Below are 16770 nucleotides of genomic sequence, written 5' to 3'. Positions count from 1 at the left end.
TATTACCAAAAAAACAACAAATAATGCTGAAAAAGATTGTTTTCACAATTTTAACAACTATTATCACACCCTTTTTGTTAAACGCGCAAATACAAGCAAAAATTGCTCCAAAGAGAGAATTTAGGGGCATCTGGGTAGCCACTGTAGACAATATTGACTGGCCTTCTAAAGCCGGCCTGAGTGAAGATCAGCAAAAACAGGAGCTGATTGGTATACTGGAACAACATAAAAAAAATGGTATGAATGCGATCATGCTACAGGTTCGCCCTACCGCAGATGCTTTTTATAAAAAGTCCAGAGAACCCTGGAGCCAATGGCTGATGGGTAAACAGGGTGTGGCGCCAGCCGGTTATGATCCTTTAGAATTTGCTATCAAAGAAGCCCATGCCCGAGGCATGGAATTGCATGCCTGGTTTAATCCTTACCGTGCTACAATGGGCTCAAAATCTTTTGTTAGTGAAGACCATATGACCAGGAAACGACCCGACTTATTTTTTACTTACGGAGGAAAAAAACAATTTGATCCGGGCTTGCCTGAAGTTAGGGAGTACATTGTTCAGGTGATCCTGGACGTGGTAAAAGGCTATGATGTAGACGGGATCCATTTTGATGATTATTTTTATCCTTATCCTCTTTCTGGTCAGCGTATCAATGATGATGCCACCTACAGGAAGTATCCGAATGGATTTACCAACCTGTATGACTGGAGAAGAAACAACGTTGACCTGCTGATCAAAGAGCTGGATGACAGTATCCACCATTATAAAAAATATGTGAAATTCGGTATTAGTCCTTTTGGGATCTGGAAGAATAGTGTGGAAGATTCACTAGGTTCCAAAACCCATGGCCTTTCCAATTATACAGAACTGTATGCTGATTCAAGGAAATGGATTAAGGAGGGATGGGTAGATTATATTAACCCTCAGATCTACTTTACTTTTGCCCGGAAAGCGGCTCCCTTTGATACGCTGGTGAACTGGTGGAGTAATAATACTTATGGCAGGCATTTGTATATCGGTCAGGCTGCTTACCTGGTAAATCAAAAGATGAACGAGGCCTGGAAAAGGCCGGAAGAAATTCCTAATCAGGTAAGGTTTATGCGGCAGAATAACCGCGTGCAGGGCAGTGTATATTTTAGTTCAAAATCTTTTTCCACAGTAGCCCGGGGTACAGCAGATTCACTGCGAATGGATTTATACAAGTATCCCGCATTGCCGCCCCAAATGCCCTGGCTGGATGAAATTGTCCCCAATGTGCCCCGCGAGTTTAGCGCAGAGGCGGTAACCGGCGGTGTTCAGTTGAAATGGTCTGCCCCGCTTAAAGCTACTGACGGCGAAACAGCTTCAGGATATGTGATCTATCGTTTTGATGAAGGCGAGAAGATCAGTGTACTTAACCCAAAAAATATGTTAAGAATCAGCTTTGAAGATTTTACTTTCTTCCTGGATACTACAGTGGAGAAGGGAAAAAGATATAATTACCTGATCACGGCACTGGACAGGCTGAAAAATGAAAGTGACCCGAGCGGGCCAATAGGCGTGGAAATCAAGTAAAGGCTGTTTTTTATGATCTGCTGAGATGCTGGCAATAAACCAATCATAACAAAGCCCTCAAAATTGTCTAAATTTTGGGGGCTTTGCAATTTCAAGGGGGCATTTTATTGATAAAGACTTTTGTCTTATTGCTGCGGCAGGAGCACCAAACGGATGTAGTTATTTCCATTGAGGTAAGTTTGTGCGGTAGTTTTAGTAGAAGACACAGTGACATTATCTATCCGCTGTTTACTGCTCAGTAAAAGGTTCATATTTTCGCCGTATTTGAGCCTGTTGGTGAGGTAGTTTAACCAATAGCCATTGTTGCGGAGGTTCAATTCCTGCTGACGCTGTTCTTCGGATTTGAATTTTGCGATATCTTCTTCAGTAGCCCCATTGGTTTTTACCTTGGTCACTTCTTCTAAAGCCGCGGCAATCAGTTTTTCTACATTTGCTTTTGCACAGCTAAAGGAAATAATAAAGTAATAATGTGCATCAGGATATTTGTTTACGCTTAATCCGACTTCAGGCGTATAAACACCGCTTTCTTTCTGGCGTAACCTTTCCAGTACCTTATTTTCCAGTGCAGTTTTTAGGGCTTCCAGCTGCACATTGTTTTCTGCGGTAAAGTTGTAGTCGCCATGGAGGTAAAGCTGTACCGTGGCTTTATCTTCCAGTCCTTTGTAAACAGTTTTACTCACTATACCCTTTGGCGGATCACCTCCGGTATCCTTAAAATCCTGGTGTTGATGAAGCGATGGGAGGCTTGCGATATAGGTTTCCACTAAGGGTTTAATGCCCTCCAGGGTAAAATTACCTACAAAAACAAAGGTCTGTTCGCCGAGATCGGCAAAGCGGCTTTTGTAGAAGGCAAAACTCTTGTCCAGGCTAACCTTTTCCAGATCTGCAAAGGTAGTGGGCATACTTCTTTTGTTATAAGAGGAAAGTACAGCCTGTACGGTATCAGCAAACACACTTTCCGGATCTGCATTTTTATTTTCGAGGCTTATTTTATAATCGCTGATATTCTTGTTGAAAATTTCGCTGTCTTTGCGTGGACCCAGTGCTGAAACATAGACCATTTTGAAAGCAGTTTCTAAATCTTTGGGGGAGGAGCTACCCGAGAATCCCTGGTACAGGTTATCAATATAAGCGCCTGCCCTTCCGGTATTTCCTGCCAGTAGTTTATCGAGTTGGGTAGGGTTAAACCCTGCCAGGCCACTTCCGGGAATTAAACCCGAAAAATCTGCGGATTGATAATCATTGGGATCTGCTACAGAGTTACCGCCTTTGCCAAAGGAACTGAAAATTACCTGGTCATTTTTGAAATCAGTAGGTTTAAGCCATACTTTGATACCATTACTTAAAGTCCATTCTGTGGTGCCGATGCTATCCAATTTCTTTTCTGCGATGACTTTACCAGCTGCAGGTGTTTTATCCAGCAGGGGTGTGTTTACAGTATGATCAACATAAGGGGTCACATGGTCGCCGGCATGTGTTACTATAGCCAGTAATTGTGCGGGTGAAGGCAATATCGCTTTGTCTTTTTCCGGAGCCTGTACGGTGATGATCTCGTTATTTGGTGTGATCAGGGTTTTTGCCAGTGCATTTACTTCTGCAAGGGTAATGGTGCCCAGGTTCTTTTTGATGGCGGCATAAGTGAAATCAATTGATGGGATAGGAGAGCCGGTCAGGAAATGATCCACATATTGCTGTACAAAGGAAGAGGAAGGGGTTTTATCTTTTTCTTTCAATCCCTGTTCATTCCCTGCGTTAATATTTTTTTTGATTACTTCCAGTTCGGTAGGTAAAAATCCAAAGCGGACAGCCCTGTCACTTTCTGCTACAGCTGCAGCCAATGCAGTTTGCAGCTCTTTTGCAGACTTTGCCGCTACCTGGATACCAAATGCATCCTCATCCGGTGTTATGCCTCCCTGGTAAGCGCCATAAGAACTTTGGGCAAATAAGAAAGGTGCATTGCCTTTCTGCATGATTTCCTGAAAGCGCGAGGATAACATTTCATTGAGCATGCTATAGAGCAGGCTTTTCCTGAGATCGGCCATTGTTTTGGTAACCTTTACCTTTCGTTTATAATTTACGGCAGCAACGGTATACTGCTGTTCGGGGTCGGTTACTATCCTGATCAGGGGGGCAATATTGTCTAGGAGACCATAGGTTAACCTTTTTCTTTCCTGCGCCGGATTTTTCAGGTCGGAGAAATTGGCAATGATCAGTTTTTCCACTTCATTGACATCAAAATCACCCACAGCTATTACCGCCTGCAGGTCGGGCCTGTACCAATCGGCATAAAAGGACCTGAGTTTATCATAGGTAAAGGACTTTAGCAAATCAATTTTTCCGATAGGCATCCGAAGCGCATACCGGGAGTCTTTAAGTAATACAGGATAAAGCTGTTTGTTCATCCTGTCATCAGCATTTTTACCACGCTGGCGGTCTTCTTCGATGATCACGCCGCGCTCCGTGTCTATATCTCCGCTATTCATGGTCATCCTTCCGGCCCAGTTGGATAGGATCTTAAATCCTGTACGGAAAACGTCTGCACTGTCTGTAGGAATAGGCAGCTGATAAATGGTCTGATCAAAGCCTGTATTGGCATTCAGGTCGGCACCAAAGCGTACACCTGCTTTTTGCAGATAGTCAATGATCTGGTTTTTCGGGAAATCCCGGGTTCCTTTAAAAGCCATGTGTTCCGTAAAATGTGCCAGTCCCTGTTGATCATCATTTTCCAGCAGGGAGCCCACTTTGTTTACCAGGTATAACTCTGCCCGTTTTTTGGGTTCCGGATTTTTACGGATATAGTAGGTAAGGCCATTAGGCAATTTGCCGATCCTGACACCGGGATCATTAGGGATAGAAGTCCCAAAATCAGCTGTTGTTTGCCCGGATACCGGGTTGTTAAGCATTATAAGTGCCAGTAAACCCCATACAAAGGGTTTGATTTTTTTATTCATTCGGTTTTTATAATTGGATACTGTCCTGGATTAAAATATTCGAAGTTTTACAGCGTTTCCGTAATAAGGAGATAGTTTTTTGCAGAATTAAGGAAGCCATAAATATAATAACGATCTGGTGTTTTTTTCATATTTTTGCAGGAAAGAATTAATTATGGCAAGCTTTACATTCACTCCTGAAACAGCACAAAGAGTTAAAATCAAGGTTTTGAGAAAATACAGAGAATTGGCTAAAGAAAATTTATCCTTTACTCCGGGTAAAGAAGATGAGTTAGTGAATGAACTGACACAATTACTGAAAAGAGATGTAAGATACGTAGAGTTTACCATTAACAAAGCGCTTGCAGATCCTACCGGAAACAGGTTGTAAATCTTTAAGCTGCTGCTCAAAGCATGTAAGTCACGTTTTTTAATCCATTGCATGCTCATGAAAAAAAATAAGTTTGCACTACTGTTAGTTCTTGCTGCAATTGCATCCCTAACTTGGTCATTTAAAGATGATTTATTCATGGTGTCTAAAAACATGGATATTTTCGCTTCGCTTTATAAAGAGATCAGCATTAATTACGTGGAGGAAACTGATCCGACCGTATTAATGAGAACAGGTATCGACGCCATGCTCGAAACCCTTGACCCCTACACGGTTTATGTTCCGGAGTCTGAGGTGGAAGAATTTAAACTAAAGTATGTGAGTACCCAGTTTGGCGGCATAGGCATGAGCACGGTTTTTATTGGCGGCCAGTTATTTGTAAATGAGGTAAGCGAGGGCTATCCTGCATTTAAACAGGGTATTCAGGCCGGAGATCAGATTATCAGGGTAAATAATTTAGACATTAAGGGAAAAGAACGGGCAGAGGTTAGCCAGCTGCTGCGTGGTCCCCGTGGTTCCACTGTAGACCTTCAGATTAAACGGGAAGGTTTAGTGATTGATAAACAGATTGTAAGAGATGAGATCATGCAGCCTAATGTTTCCTATTCAGGGATGATCGGCGATGTGGCTTATATCAGACTGGATAAGTTCCTGGAAAATTCTGCCCAGGAAGTTAAGGATGCGGCAATAGCGCTAAACAATCAGCATCCTAAAGGAATGATTCTGGACCTGAGATATAATGGCGGTGGTATTTTACAGGAAGCCGTGAAAATTGTAAACCTCTTTGTAGATAAAGATGTAGTTATTGTTACCCAAAGGGGACGTAATCCTGAAAAGATCATTAATTACAGGACTTCCAGTGCCAGTTTATTACCGGATATTCCTTTAACTGTACTGATCAACGGATCTTCAGCTTCTGCATCGGAGATTGTTGCCGGGGCTTTACAGGACCTGGACAGAGCAGTGATCATCGGACAGCGGAGTTATGGCAAAGGGCTGGTTCAGCAAACCTTTAACCTGCCTTATAACAGTTTAGTTAAAGTCACCGTAGCCAAATATTACACGCCTTCGGGAAGATGTATTCAGGCTATTGATTATGCCCATAAAAATGCGTCAGGAGAAAATAGCAGAATAGCAGATTCACTGATCACAAAATTCAATACACGGACGGGCAGGAGCGTATATAATGGGAATGGTATTTATCCCGATGTGGTGGTAGAGCCCTTTAAGTTGAGTCCCGTAACCGTTGCCCTGATTGGAAAAAGTATGTTCTTTGATTTTGCCAATGCCTACAAGAAGAACCATGCTACCATTGCCGACCCTGCAGATTTCCAGATCACGGATGATGATTATCAGAATTATATGAGTTCACTGGAAGGGAAAAATTACAACTATACGTCTACTACAGAAAGGATATTGGCCGATCTGCGTACTGAAGCAGAAAAAGAGAAACAGCTTGGGGAGGTGAAAACCGATCTGGATGATATCAAAGCCAAGTTGCTGGCTTCGAGAAAAGAAGACCTGGTTACGCACAAAGCGGAGATCAAAAGAGTATTGGAAACCCAGATCGTAAGCAGGTATTATTATGAGAAAGGCAGAATAGTGCAGGCATTCCAGTATGATAAGGAAATAGGGGCAGCGAAGCAAGTGCTGGGCAATTCCACTAAAATGCTTGCGATATTAAAAGGAGAAGGAAATTATAAAACTATTGGAGATCCGGCAGGAACTACTGCCGGGGCCGACAGTAATTAGGTTCCGTGCAGTTTAACTACCAGTCCGTTCATTTCATGACTTAACTGTAATTGGCAGGCTAGTCTTGAATTGGGCAAAAGATCGGGTAAAGTATCCAGCATCGCATATTCATCGTCTGTCATTTCCTTTAACTTTTCTTCACCTTCCAATACATCCACACAGCAGGTAGCACACAGCGCCATTCCGCCGCAGGTGGCTAAGATATCATATTCGCAGGCTTTAAGGTATTCCATCAGGCTTAAGCCCATATCAACAGGTGCTTCCAGAGGGGTTAAGCTACCGTCCGCATTCTGGACGGTAACTATAATATTATTTTCTTCCATTATTAAAATTCGGCTACTCCGTTAACAGTAGTATATTTCATGGTGTATTTAACACCCGGGTTCATGTATTTGTAGGCACTGTGACTCATCAATGCTGCCTCATGGAATCCGCAAAGGATCAGTTTTAATTTGTTGGTGTAGGTATTGATATCACCAATAGCATAAATACCAGGGATGTTTGTAGAATAATCATCTGTATTTACTTCAATTGCACTTTTGTTGATGTTCAGGTTCCAATCTTCGATAGGGCCTAACTTAGGGCTTAATCCAAAAAGAGGGATCAGGTGATCAGCTTCAATGGTAGTTGCTTCCAGGCTTTTGTTGTCTATCACTTCTACGCTTTCCAGTTTTCCTGTTCCGGATACTGATTTCAGGTTACCGTTTAATACCAGTTTAATTTTTCCGCTTTCAGCAAGGGCCATTACTTTGTTTACTGAATCCGGGGCACCACGGAAGCTTTCGCTGCGGTGGATCAGGGTTAATTCTTCAACGATATCAGCCAGGAAGATTGTCCAGTCCAATGCAGAATCACCACCTCCGGCAATCACCATTTTCTGTCCCCTGTATTGTTCAGGATCAAGGATCATGTAATTTACACCACGTCCGTTTTCAAACTGCTCCAGTCCTTCAACAACCGGTTTACGCGGTTCAAAGCAACCTAAACCACCTGCAATAACCACTACTTTGGATTCTATGATCGTGCCCATGTTGGTAGTTAGCACGAAATCTCCTTCACCACGTTTTTCCAGTCCTTCGATACGTTCACCTAAAGTAAATCCCGGATGGAAAGGTTTAGCCTGTTCCAGCAGGTTATCTACCAATTCCTGAGCAAGGACACTTGGATAACCGGGGATGTCATAAATAGGTTTTTTAGGGTATATTTCTGAAAGCTGACCGCCAATTTGAGGTAAGTAATCAATTAAATGACAACGCATTTTTAGTAAACCTGCTTCGAAAATGGCAAATAAACCAACGGGTCCGGCGCCAATGATGGCTATATCTGTAGATATCATGTATTTAAATTTGCTGCGAATTTACAAAAATAGTTTGTAATGGTTCTGAACTGGGCAGAAATGGTATAAATTTTAGCTAAGTCTGACAAAGCAGACGGATATAATCGTCTTTATAGGCCTTTTAAAGGCTAATGTTATTTAGAAGAGTAAAAAATATTTTTGGCATGATTGATAAAAATGGTTGACTATCTTTGGGTATTGATGGCAAAGAATATATATTTCGCTTCTGATTTTCATTTGGGCTCTCCTAATCATGAGGAAAGCCGTATCCGGGAAGACCGGATCGTGCGCTGGCTAAGTTCTATAGAAACTACCTGTTCTGAGTTGTTTTTAATGGGCGATATTTTCGATTTCTGGTTTGAATACCGTACGGTAGTCCCCAAAGGATATATTCGTTTGCAGGGCAAGCTGGCTTCCCTGTCTGATGCCGGGGTTAAGATCTATTTTTTTAAAGGTAACCACGATATGTGGGTGAATGACTATTTCACCAAAGAGATGGGAATCCAGATCGTCAGTGATGAGCTGGTGATAGAAAGAGGGGGGAAGAGCTTTTATCTGCACCATGGAGATGGCCTGGGTCCGGGGGATGCAAATTACCGGATCTTAAGAAAGATCTTTAGAAATCCTGTTTGCCGCTGGCTGTTTTCTATGCTGCCGCCAAGTATAGGACTGGGGATAGCCAATGGCTGGTCGCTCTCCAGCAGGAAAGTGAATACACGCGTGGAAGAGGTTTTTCTGGGTGAAGAAAATGAATGGCTGGCTATTTATTCCCGTGAGATCCTTCAAAAGCAGCATTATGATTATTTTATCTATGGTCACCGGCACCTGCCTATGGTGATCGATTTAGGTGACAATAGCCAGTATTATAATATTGGTGAGTGGTTCGGATTTAATTCGTATGCGGTTTTTGATGGCAAAGAGTTAAGACTTGAATATTTTGAACGGGAAGCATATCCGCACAAAGTATAGCCGTTACTGAAAAAACAAATATATATTCCTTATTTTTGTAATCCTATAAATACCAATTGCTTCAGGGTATCTTTAATAAGCTGGTTTCCGCTGTTTTTGTGGATTAATCAATATGGAGGGTATGCTGGTCGGGCGATTAATTATTTTCTGAATAAAAGATTATGTTAGAGAAATTAGAAGCGATAAAAATTCGCTGGGAAGATGTTGAAGAGCAATTAAGCAATCCTGATACCATGCAGGATATGAAACGTTTTGCCCAATTAAATAAAGAATATAAAGACCTGACCAAGATTGTGGATGCTTATAAGATCTACAAAAATGTGATGAGTAACATCGATGCCAATAAAGAGATCCTGAGTACTGAAAAGGACCCGGAGATGCGTGAAATGGCCAAAGAGGAACTTGATGGGTTGTTAAAACAACAGGAAGAAATTGAGGAGAAGGTTCGCCTGATGCTGATCCCTGTAGACCCTGAAGATGCTAAGAATGCAGTGTTTGAGATCAGGGGTGGTACCGGAGGTGATGAAGCAGCATTGTTTGCTGGTGATCTGTTCCGTATGTATACCCGTTTCTTTGAGCAGAAACGCTGGAAAGTAGAAGTAGTGGATGTTACAGAAGGAACTGCCGGCGGTTACAAAGAGGTGATCATGAAGGTTTCTGGTGAAGATGTATACGGACAGCTTAAGTATGAGTCTGGCGTGCACCGTGTGCAGCGTGTTCCTGATACAGAAACACAGGGAAGGGTACATACTTCAGCTGCTTCAGTAGCAGTGTTACCTGAAGCTGAGGAGATCGACTTTTACCTGAACCCTGCGGATATTGACCTGCAGACTTCCCGGTCAGGTGGTGCCGGTGGACAGAACGTAAATAAAGTAGAAACTAAGGTACAGCTTACCCACAGGCCTTCTGGAATGGTAGTGGTTTGTCAGCAGGAGCGTTCACAGCTGGGTAACCGTGAAATTGCGATGGAAATGCTGCGTAGTAAATTATATGATATTGAAGTGCAGAAAAAGAATGGTGACATTGCTGCAAGGCGTAAAACCATGGTGTCTACAGGAGACCGTTCTGCGAAGATCAGGACCTATAACTATCCACAGGGGAGGGTAACTGATCACCGTATCGGTTTAACCTTGTACAGCTTGAATAATGTGATGGATGGTGGTGTTCAGGAGCTGATTGATGCATTACAGTTCGCTGAGAACGCAGAAAAGATGAAAGAGGGCTCTGTAGCTTAATGAGTTAGGTTTTAATTGAAAAATACTTCAATTATTAATTTTGTAATGTGATTATAGTTCCTATATTTGCATTCCCGAAAGGGAGAAACGGACCGGTAGTTCAGCTGGTTAGAATGCCGCCCTGTCACGGCGGAGGTCGCGGGTTCGAGTCCCGTCCGGTCCGCAAGATAAGTAGTAAAACATTCAAAAAGCCTTTAATCGTATGATTAGAGGCTTTTTTGATATACAGACTTCTGGAAATATTCAATTTTTCTCATACTACCAGTGAGTAATTCAGTGAGTCAATCAAGGCGGATGCCCTACTCACTGAAAAGCATGTAAGTAATTGTATTACAGCTAGTTCATAATCTGAACATCTTGACTGCCCGTAGCTGCAACGCTAATTTTGTTTAACTCTAATCTGAAAAAGATGAAAAACACTTTTAGCCTGCTCTTCTATTTGAAGAAGCCAAAAAACTATGTTGCTGGTGCAATGCCGATTTACATGCGTATTACTGTAGATGGAGTACCTAAAGAACTATCAACCGGAAAACAATGTGAACCTGAACGCTGGAATGCTAAGACGCTTCGATTAGACGGAAAAAAGGAAGATGCCAGAACCATCAACTGCCATCTAAAAACGATTGAGGATAAAGTTGATCAGGCGCATACCGATCTATTTAAAGCCGGAAGGGAGGTCACCGCCCTGTCACTTAAAAATAAATATTTAGGCGTTGAAGAAGAAACCCATACCCTGATTACGGCTATTCAAGATCATAATGATAAGGTGAAAGCACTGATAGGAAAAGGGTTTACCCAAGGAACATTGACTAAATACAATACTACTTTAAAGCATACTAAATCCTTTCTCCTTTATAAGTTTAAACTTACCGATGTGGTTTTGGATAAAGTAGACAACTATTTTATTACCGAGTTTGATTTTTATTTGAGAAGTAAATGCGGTTGTGAAAATAACGCAGCAGTCAAGCACCTTAAAAATTTGGGTAAAGTGATACGTATTTGTTTTGCTAATCGATGGATGACCTATGACCCATTTAGCGGCCATAAAAATAAGATCACAAAGGTTCAACAGGTCATTTTAACCCCATCCGATATACAAGGCATCTATAAGAAAGAATTTGCCATAGAGCGGCTAAGAATAGTTCGTGATGCTTTTATCTTTTGTTGCTATACAGGAATGAGCTTTATTGATTTGGTGGAATTGAAAAAGTCAGAAATCATCAGAGGTGTGGACGGTTCACTATGGATTATTAAAAAACGCCATAAAACGGGTATTCCCTGCAATGTGCCGATGTTGCCAGTTGCATTGGAAATTATGGAACGTTATGCGGATCATCCATTATGTATTGATAGCGGACTGGTACTACCAATGAATAGTAATCAAAAAATGAATGCCTATCTGAAAGAGGTTGCAGATTTAAGCGGAGTAGAAAAACATTTGACATTTAAAGTTGCCAGAGTTGCTTTTGCCACCACCGTAACAATGGCGAATGGGATTCCGATAGAAAGTGTAAGTAAGATGCTCGGCCATACAAGTATTAAGACAACACAGATTTATGCCAAGATCATGGATAACAAAGTAGGTGAAGATATGGAGGTACTAAAAAAGAAACCTGTGGCAGCTTAATTTTATAGGCCAAACAATATTTCCCTATATCAAACGTCTTTATATGGAGAGCGTTAATTTAGATAAGCGGCATGGTCACCTGATCATACCGCTTTTTTGCTTATTATTTTTTAAGCAACTCAATTTTTTCACGTTCACTTGCAAGTAAGCGTTCATATAAATTTTTATTTTCCTCAACAACTTCCATTAATTTATCTAATGGGTTGAAGGTGCAATGATTATTAAATGCACTGGTATCGTTGAATGTATTAAAGAAATTGACTACAGCCTCTTCCGTGAAATTTTTGATCCCTTCAACTGAAATCCCTAAGACCTTTGCAATTTTATCTAAGGTAGTTTCTTCTACTTCTTCGCTCTGCTCAATATTTGAAATCGTCTGTTGGCTCACACCAAGTTGAGTAGCCAAATAATCTTGTTTTATATTCCGAAGTTCCCGTATTCCTCTGATCTTTCGGCCTAAGTGCATTTTGCTAGATTTAGTAGGTGTTTCCATACTAACAAATATAATGATTTTTACGATAGTAAACTACCAAGATTTTTTAGTAAACCACCAGTGCAATTAGTAGATCACAGCAGTATTACCCGGCATTTTTGATTTAAATAAATCAAAAACCAACCGATATGGATATGCACATTCTTTCAGCAACAGATCACCAAACGGGCTACTTCAAAACATTTGTCCAAAGCCTGGTCGACAAGTTTCAACCACTACAGCTTTTCTGTTTTGCTAAAACCACAGTATTAACGGAAACTACAGGCTGTTTTAAAGATCACCAAAACAGCCATTACAGTAACTATAGTTTACTAATGGTAACAGAAACTGCCACCCGTATTGATCACGAGGTGCAGGAATTCTCCAATACTTACTATCAGCATGGCAGGATTGGAATCATCTGTCACGGTCAGGAAAGTATTTTGGCTGCAATTAAAGCCAATAACCGATTTTTCATGACCGTTTATACTACCGGACAATTGTTATATAGCCGTGACGGTATGGGTAATTTTGATTTCATTGAAAAGTTCATTCCCTCTCAATCTGCGAAAAAAGCACAAAAACATTATCAACACCGCATGCCCCTTGCCGAAGGATTTTTACGTGGTGCAGGGGAATGCCTGTCTAAAGAGGATTATAATGTATCCACTTTTATGCTACACCAAGTTGTTGAACAGTGCTGTATTTTGGTGGTCCGGGTACATATTGCCTACCGTACAGAAGTGCATAACTTATTACGCATGTTGCGATTATGCACCGCATTTTCTGAAAAACCACTACAAACATTTATATCAGGCAATCCCGAAGATGAAAGACTCTTTAGCTTATTAATGAAAAGTTATTCTAGCTCACGTTACGGTGAAGGTTTTAAGGTTAGTGCGCAGGATGCCCATCATCTATATAACCGTGTATCTGCATTTGTCGACCTTGTTAAAGAGATGTGCGGTGCCAAGATTGAAGAACTAGAGCATGAAGCCTTTTTATACAAAGAGCTAAAAGGAGAAAGTGAATTCAAAGTTGATGAAGCCTAAAGACATGAAAAGTAAGAAGATAATGAAAAAGCTGAATTATCAGCCTACCCGTCTGCAAGCAAGGGAGATTAAGAACCCTTTTGAAACTATGGATTATTTCTTTCACGATTTCCCTATCCACGAAACAAGGGAGAATTTTTGGGAATTGTATAAAGGATGGGTATTCCAGTCTTCCCAATATGCCAACGAAGAAACCATAAAAGATATGCTGTGCTTTTATACCCAGTTTATGGAGTTTTTAGATGCCAGCTACCTTTATACCAAGATACAGACCAAATAGTACATTGTTGATTTTAAAATTATGGTAATGAGACAGAAGAAAAATGAACCCATCGTTATTCCGATGGAATTTAAAGTAGCCTGTAGTTTATATAAAATAGATGTTGCAGAGGTCTTGCAGGTGTTTGTTGATCATGTAACAGTCTATGACATTATCAACAAGACCTATCACGAGGGATTTTCAGAGGCTTGCCACTGCCTGATCTTCTGCTACAGAAGGAAGAAAAAGCCCCGTATTCTCAGTACAGGAATGAGAAAATGCAGAAAACTATTTTTGCGTAATATGGGACAAATTGAAATCCTTGCCCATATGAAACGAAGGGGATGGAAAACCACTACCAAACGCAGTTACACCCGCTGTTTTGTGGAGAACATCTTTAATGCAATGGAGCGTCGATATACGCCATCTGATATGATCTATGTTGATGAATATTCTGCCTTAAAAATAAGTAAGGACTTTTGTGTGCTTTGTGAAGTATATGACTGTTATCCAAAAGAATTTCTGGAATATTTCATGGGCTATATCTCTGTAGCGGATGCCGACGTAGGTTTTGGACTAAAAGGATACTCCAATTTCGTCCATACTTTTTTTTTGAAAATCGCCAATGGTCTTGGCAGAAATCCACATATCAGGATAGAATTGACCGATTGGGAGATTGATTTCTATGACCGGCTAGAAGAACTTCGTCTGGAAGTTTACATTATCCGTGACATTCAAAGAAAGGTAGATACCCTTCGGGATTTTTACCGCATACATTATCAGACCATGAACCCCAATTAAACCTATGCCCTATGGAAACCACTATTCACATTACCTTGTCAGAAGACTTTGAGACCCTGTGTTCGATCTACCAGATCAATCCAGAATACTTTGTACAGCAGTTCATCAATCAGGTATCCCTGCCTGAATACTATAGTAGCCCAAGTAACAATAACCGCTGGGGCACCCTGTTTTTTCTTCAATTTTTAGAGGTGGAATTATCCCATTATGAAGTAAACCGGGAACTCGAAGAACATTTTCTGGATACCTTTGATCAGGCCATGCAATATAATTATGATGCTAACCCGGCATCTTGCGACACCTCTATGACTACCGGAAGGGATATTATGAGGAATTGGCTAAAAGCCGTGCTTGCTGAAAGAGCGAAATATATTACTGATACCTTATAACAATGCCTTACATACTTGAACGTGGCATATAAATGATAATACAGGCACCTGCAAGTGCAATTGTTGCCCCTATGACATCCCACTTGTCTGGTTTAAAGCCATCAACTTTCCAAGCCCATAACAGTGCCAATACAATAAAAATGCCTCCGTAAGTAGCATATACCCTTCCGAAATTTGCAGTCTGCCATGTTGCGATTACTCCGTATGCACAAAGTATAATTCCACCAAGTGCGCCGTACCAAATAGGCTTATCTTCTTTTAGCCATAGCCAAATTAAATAGCCACCGCCAATTTCACACAGTCCAGCAAGAATAAAAATAAGTAATGATTTAATAATCGTCATAATATTGGTTCGTTCAGGTTATCTCCGGCAGGTATATCTCTCATGCGCTCTATGAACAAACGTACTAAATTTCTAATCTGTTATAATGGCTACAGAAAGAACATTCTCTGTAGCCATTAAAACAAGACTAATAGGCTTTTCTCAAACGGTCTGCAAATTCGTCGGGAAGCAAACTATCCTCTATTGCCCTTGCTGCTTTTTCAACGTCATAATCAAAACGGATAAACTCCACTTCGAGCTGTTTTTTTTCAGGTGTAGACGGTATATTAATTGTAAGTAATACATAACAGCCTTGTGGATTACCGTCTTTTGGTTTACCCACTGAACCTATATTTATTATATTCTTTTCTTCCCCGTTTTCAGCTAAAATTACCCGGTGGTATGGCTTGTGTGAATGGCCAATACATAAAACATCTGCATTGGCTTCTTTAAGTAAATCTAATACATATGCTTCATTAGTATCTTCCAAAATATATTCATCTATACTCCGGGTACTTCCATGAGCAAAGACCAAATTCATTTTATGTTCAGCCAGTTGATAGTCTAACTTAATGTGAGCCGGAAGGGTCTTTAAATAGTTCCTTCCTTCCTGGTCAATCAAATGGTAAGCATAATTTTTCCCCGCCTCTTTTAAACTATCAGGGATGGTGATGATTTTTTCAACTTTCTGGTCATGGTTGCCAGCAAGTGTTGCAATCCCACGTCGTCGAATTTCAGCAATCACTTCATTAGGCCAAATGTGATAACCAACTAAATCTCCCAGACAATAAATTGCATCAGGCTTTCGCTTTTCCATATCTTGTAACATTGCCTGAAATGCTGGAAGGTTTGCATGTATATCTGAAAAAAGTGCTATTTTCATGTTTATCCGTTTCTTAACATATCAGCGTAAGCATTCGGCAAAGGGCTATTTTCAACCGCTTCTGCTGCCTTTTCTACATCATATTCAAACCGGATAAATTCGACAACAATGCTTTCTTTCACTTTACATGAACTTTCTGGATTTAAAGTAAGTATCACGTATCCGCCCCTTGGATCAGCATCTTTTGGTTTTCCAACTGATCCAATGTTGACAGCATGTCTAAAGTGGTTTTCATCACCTTGTCCCGAATCTAGTATGCGGTGGTAAGGTTTGTGGGTGTGGCCGAAAAGCATAATGTCAGCATCGGCCTGCTCCATAATCCTCAGCATACTTTTTTCTTCCCTATCTTCAAACAGGTATTCATTTACCCGTCGTGGGCTGCCATGTACCAGAAGGACGGTAAGTTTATACTTATTTAACTGGTATTCCAATCGAATGTGAGCAGGTAGGGTTCTCAAATAGGCTCTTTCCTTGTCTTTAACTACTTCGTTTGTATAGGCAATGGAAACTTTACCCATTTCTTTTTCTTCATCGGTTTTGTAAGCACAGCCACAATCGTCACTACTTTGGCCTATACCGAAGTCGTAGTTGCCTGCTATAGTAGGAATACCACGTTTACGGATTTCGTTGATGACTTCATTAGGCCAGATATTATAGCCAACAAGATCACCAAGACAATACATGGCATCAATATCCCTTGTTTCTACATCTTTAAAGAATGCTTCTAAAGCAGGGAGATTGGCATGAATATCTGAAAAAAGAGCAATTTTCATATTATTATAAATTTTAGATTTTCTAA

Annotated in this window: 17 protein-coding genes and 1 tRNA gene; 11 read left to right on the top strand and 7 right to left on the bottom strand. The window is 40.8% G+C overall.

Annotation, left to right across the window (positions count from 1 at the left end; all coding sequences use genetic code 11):
• The first annotated feature begins 23 nt into the window (after positions 1-23).
• Entirely contained in the window at positions 24-1553 is a 1530-nt protein-coding gene (locus GSQ84_RS18105) for a glycoside hydrolase family 10 protein (protein ID WP_158798673.1), read from the top strand.
• 125 nt (positions 1554-1678) lie between these two features.
• On the opposite strand, the gene GSQ84_RS18100 is transcribed toward GSQ84_RS18105, so the two are convergent.
• Positions 1679-4504, bottom strand: coding sequence for a pitrilysin family protein (locus GSQ84_RS18100; RefSeq protein WP_158798672.1), 2826 nt, complete (start codon positions 4502-4504; stop codon positions 1679-1681).
• Between the two features lie 154 nt (positions 4505-4658).
• On the opposite strand from GSQ84_RS18100, the gene GSQ84_RS18095 reads away from it, so the two are divergent.
• Together GSQ84_RS18095 and GSQ84_RS18090 are read left to right on the top strand one after the other, a co-directional pair.
• On the top strand, positions 4659-4874 hold the full coding sequence (locus tag GSQ84_RS18095) for a hypothetical protein (RefSeq protein WP_158798671.1): 216 nt from the start codon (positions 4659-4661) through the stop codon (positions 4872-4874).
• A 57-nt stretch (positions 4875-4931) separates the two neighbouring features.
• On the top strand, positions 4932-6626 hold the full coding sequence (locus GSQ84_RS18090) for a S41 family peptidase (protein ID WP_158798670.1): 1695 nt from the start codon (positions 4932-4934) through the stop codon (positions 6624-6626).
• Here GSQ84_RS18090 and GSQ84_RS18085 read toward each other — a convergent pair.
• Both GSQ84_RS18085 and GSQ84_RS18080 read right to left on the bottom strand, forming a co-directional pair.
• Positions 6623-6949, bottom strand: a complete 327-nt coding sequence (locus tag GSQ84_RS18085; RefSeq protein ID WP_158798669.1) for a 2Fe-2S iron-sulfur cluster-binding protein — start codon at positions 6947-6949, stop codon at positions 6623-6625. The genes GSQ84_RS18090 and GSQ84_RS18085 overlap by 4 nt on opposite strands.
• A gap of 2 nt (positions 6950-6951) precedes the next feature.
• On the bottom strand, positions 6952-7962 hold the full coding sequence (locus GSQ84_RS18080) for an NAD(P)/FAD-dependent oxidoreductase (RefSeq protein WP_158798668.1): 1011 nt from the start codon (positions 7960-7962) through the stop codon (positions 6952-6954).
• A 201-nt stretch (positions 7963-8163) separates the two neighbouring features.
• On the opposite strand from GSQ84_RS18080, the gene GSQ84_RS18075 reads away from it, so the two are divergent.
• From GSQ84_RS18075 to GSQ84_RS18060, 4 genes are all read left to right on the top strand, one after another.
• Entirely contained in the window at positions 8164-8931 is a 768-nt protein-coding gene (locus GSQ84_RS18075; RefSeq protein ID WP_158798667.1) for a UDP-2,3-diacylglucosamine diphosphatase, read from the top strand.
• Positions 8932-9092: 161 nt separating this feature from the next.
• A complete protein-coding gene (prfA, locus tag GSQ84_RS18070; protein WP_158798666.1) occupies positions 9093-10166 on the top strand; it encodes a peptide chain release factor 1 in 1074 nt (357 codons plus the stop codon).
• Between the two features lie 89 nt (positions 10167-10255).
• Positions 10256-10329: transfer RNA gene (locus GSQ84_RS18065), tRNA-Asp, on the top strand.
• Between the two features lie 246 nt (positions 10330-10575).
• Complete coding sequence (locus GSQ84_RS18060; protein WP_158798665.1) at positions 10576-11793, top strand: site-specific integrase; 1218 nt, start codon at positions 10576-10578, stop codon at positions 11791-11793.
• A gap of 103 nt (positions 11794-11896) precedes the next feature.
• Here GSQ84_RS18060 and GSQ84_RS18055 read toward each other — a convergent pair whose 3' ends face one another.
• The gene (locus tag GSQ84_RS18055) at positions 11897-12286 is read right to left on the bottom strand and encodes a helix-turn-helix domain-containing protein (protein WP_158798664.1); all 390 of its coding nucleotides are present in this window, start codon (positions 12284-12286) and stop codon (positions 11897-11899) included.
• A 128-nt stretch (positions 12287-12414) separates the two neighbouring features.
• On the opposite strand from GSQ84_RS18055, the gene GSQ84_RS18050 reads away from it, so the two are divergent.
• The 4 genes from GSQ84_RS18050 to GSQ84_RS18035 are packed head-to-tail and all read left to right on the top strand — an operon-like array spanning position 12415 to position 14766.
• On the top strand, positions 12415-13317 hold the full coding sequence (locus GSQ84_RS18050) for a HEPN domain-containing protein (RefSeq protein WP_158798663.1): 903 nt from the start codon (positions 12415-12417) through the stop codon (positions 13315-13317).
• Between the two features lie 22 nt (positions 13318-13339).
• Positions 13340-13597, top strand: a complete 258-nt coding sequence (locus GSQ84_RS18045) for a hypothetical protein (RefSeq protein ID WP_216848964.1) — start codon at positions 13340-13342, stop codon at positions 13595-13597.
• Positions 13598-13624: 27 nt separating this feature from the next.
• Positions 13625-14377, top strand: coding sequence for a hypothetical protein (locus GSQ84_RS18040; RefSeq protein ID WP_158798661.1), 753 nt, complete (start codon positions 13625-13627; stop codon positions 14375-14377).
• A gap of 11 nt (positions 14378-14388) precedes the next feature.
• A complete protein-coding gene (locus GSQ84_RS18035; RefSeq protein ID WP_158798660.1) occupies positions 14389-14766 on the top strand; it encodes a hypothetical protein in 378 nt (125 codons plus the stop codon).
• A gap of 7 nt (positions 14767-14773) precedes the next feature.
• Here GSQ84_RS18035 and GSQ84_RS18030 read toward each other — a convergent pair whose 3' ends face one another.
• The 3 genes from GSQ84_RS18030 to GSQ84_RS18020 form a co-directional block, all read right to left on the bottom strand.
• A complete protein-coding gene (locus GSQ84_RS18030; RefSeq protein ID WP_158798659.1) occupies positions 14774-15109 on the bottom strand; it encodes a YnfA family protein in 336 nt (111 codons plus the stop codon).
• Between the two features lie 127 nt (positions 15110-15236).
• Complete coding sequence (locus GSQ84_RS18025) at positions 15237-15971, bottom strand: metallophosphoesterase (RefSeq protein ID WP_158798658.1); 735 nt, start codon at positions 15969-15971, stop codon at positions 15237-15239.
• 2 nt (positions 15972-15973) lie between these two features.
• The gene (locus GSQ84_RS18020; protein ID WP_158798657.1) at positions 15974-16744 is read right to left on the bottom strand and encodes a metallophosphoesterase; all 771 of its coding nucleotides are present in this window, start codon (positions 16742-16744) and stop codon (positions 15974-15976) included.
• Between the last annotated feature and the right edge of the window lie 26 nt (positions 16745-16770).

Origin of the sequence: Pedobacter sp. L105, assembly GCF_009765875.1 — a bacterium.
Classification (GTDB): Bacteria; Bacteroidota; Bacteroidia; order Sphingobacteriales; family Sphingobacteriaceae; genus Pedobacter.
This window is presented reverse-complemented; position numbering and strand designations above follow the sequence as displayed.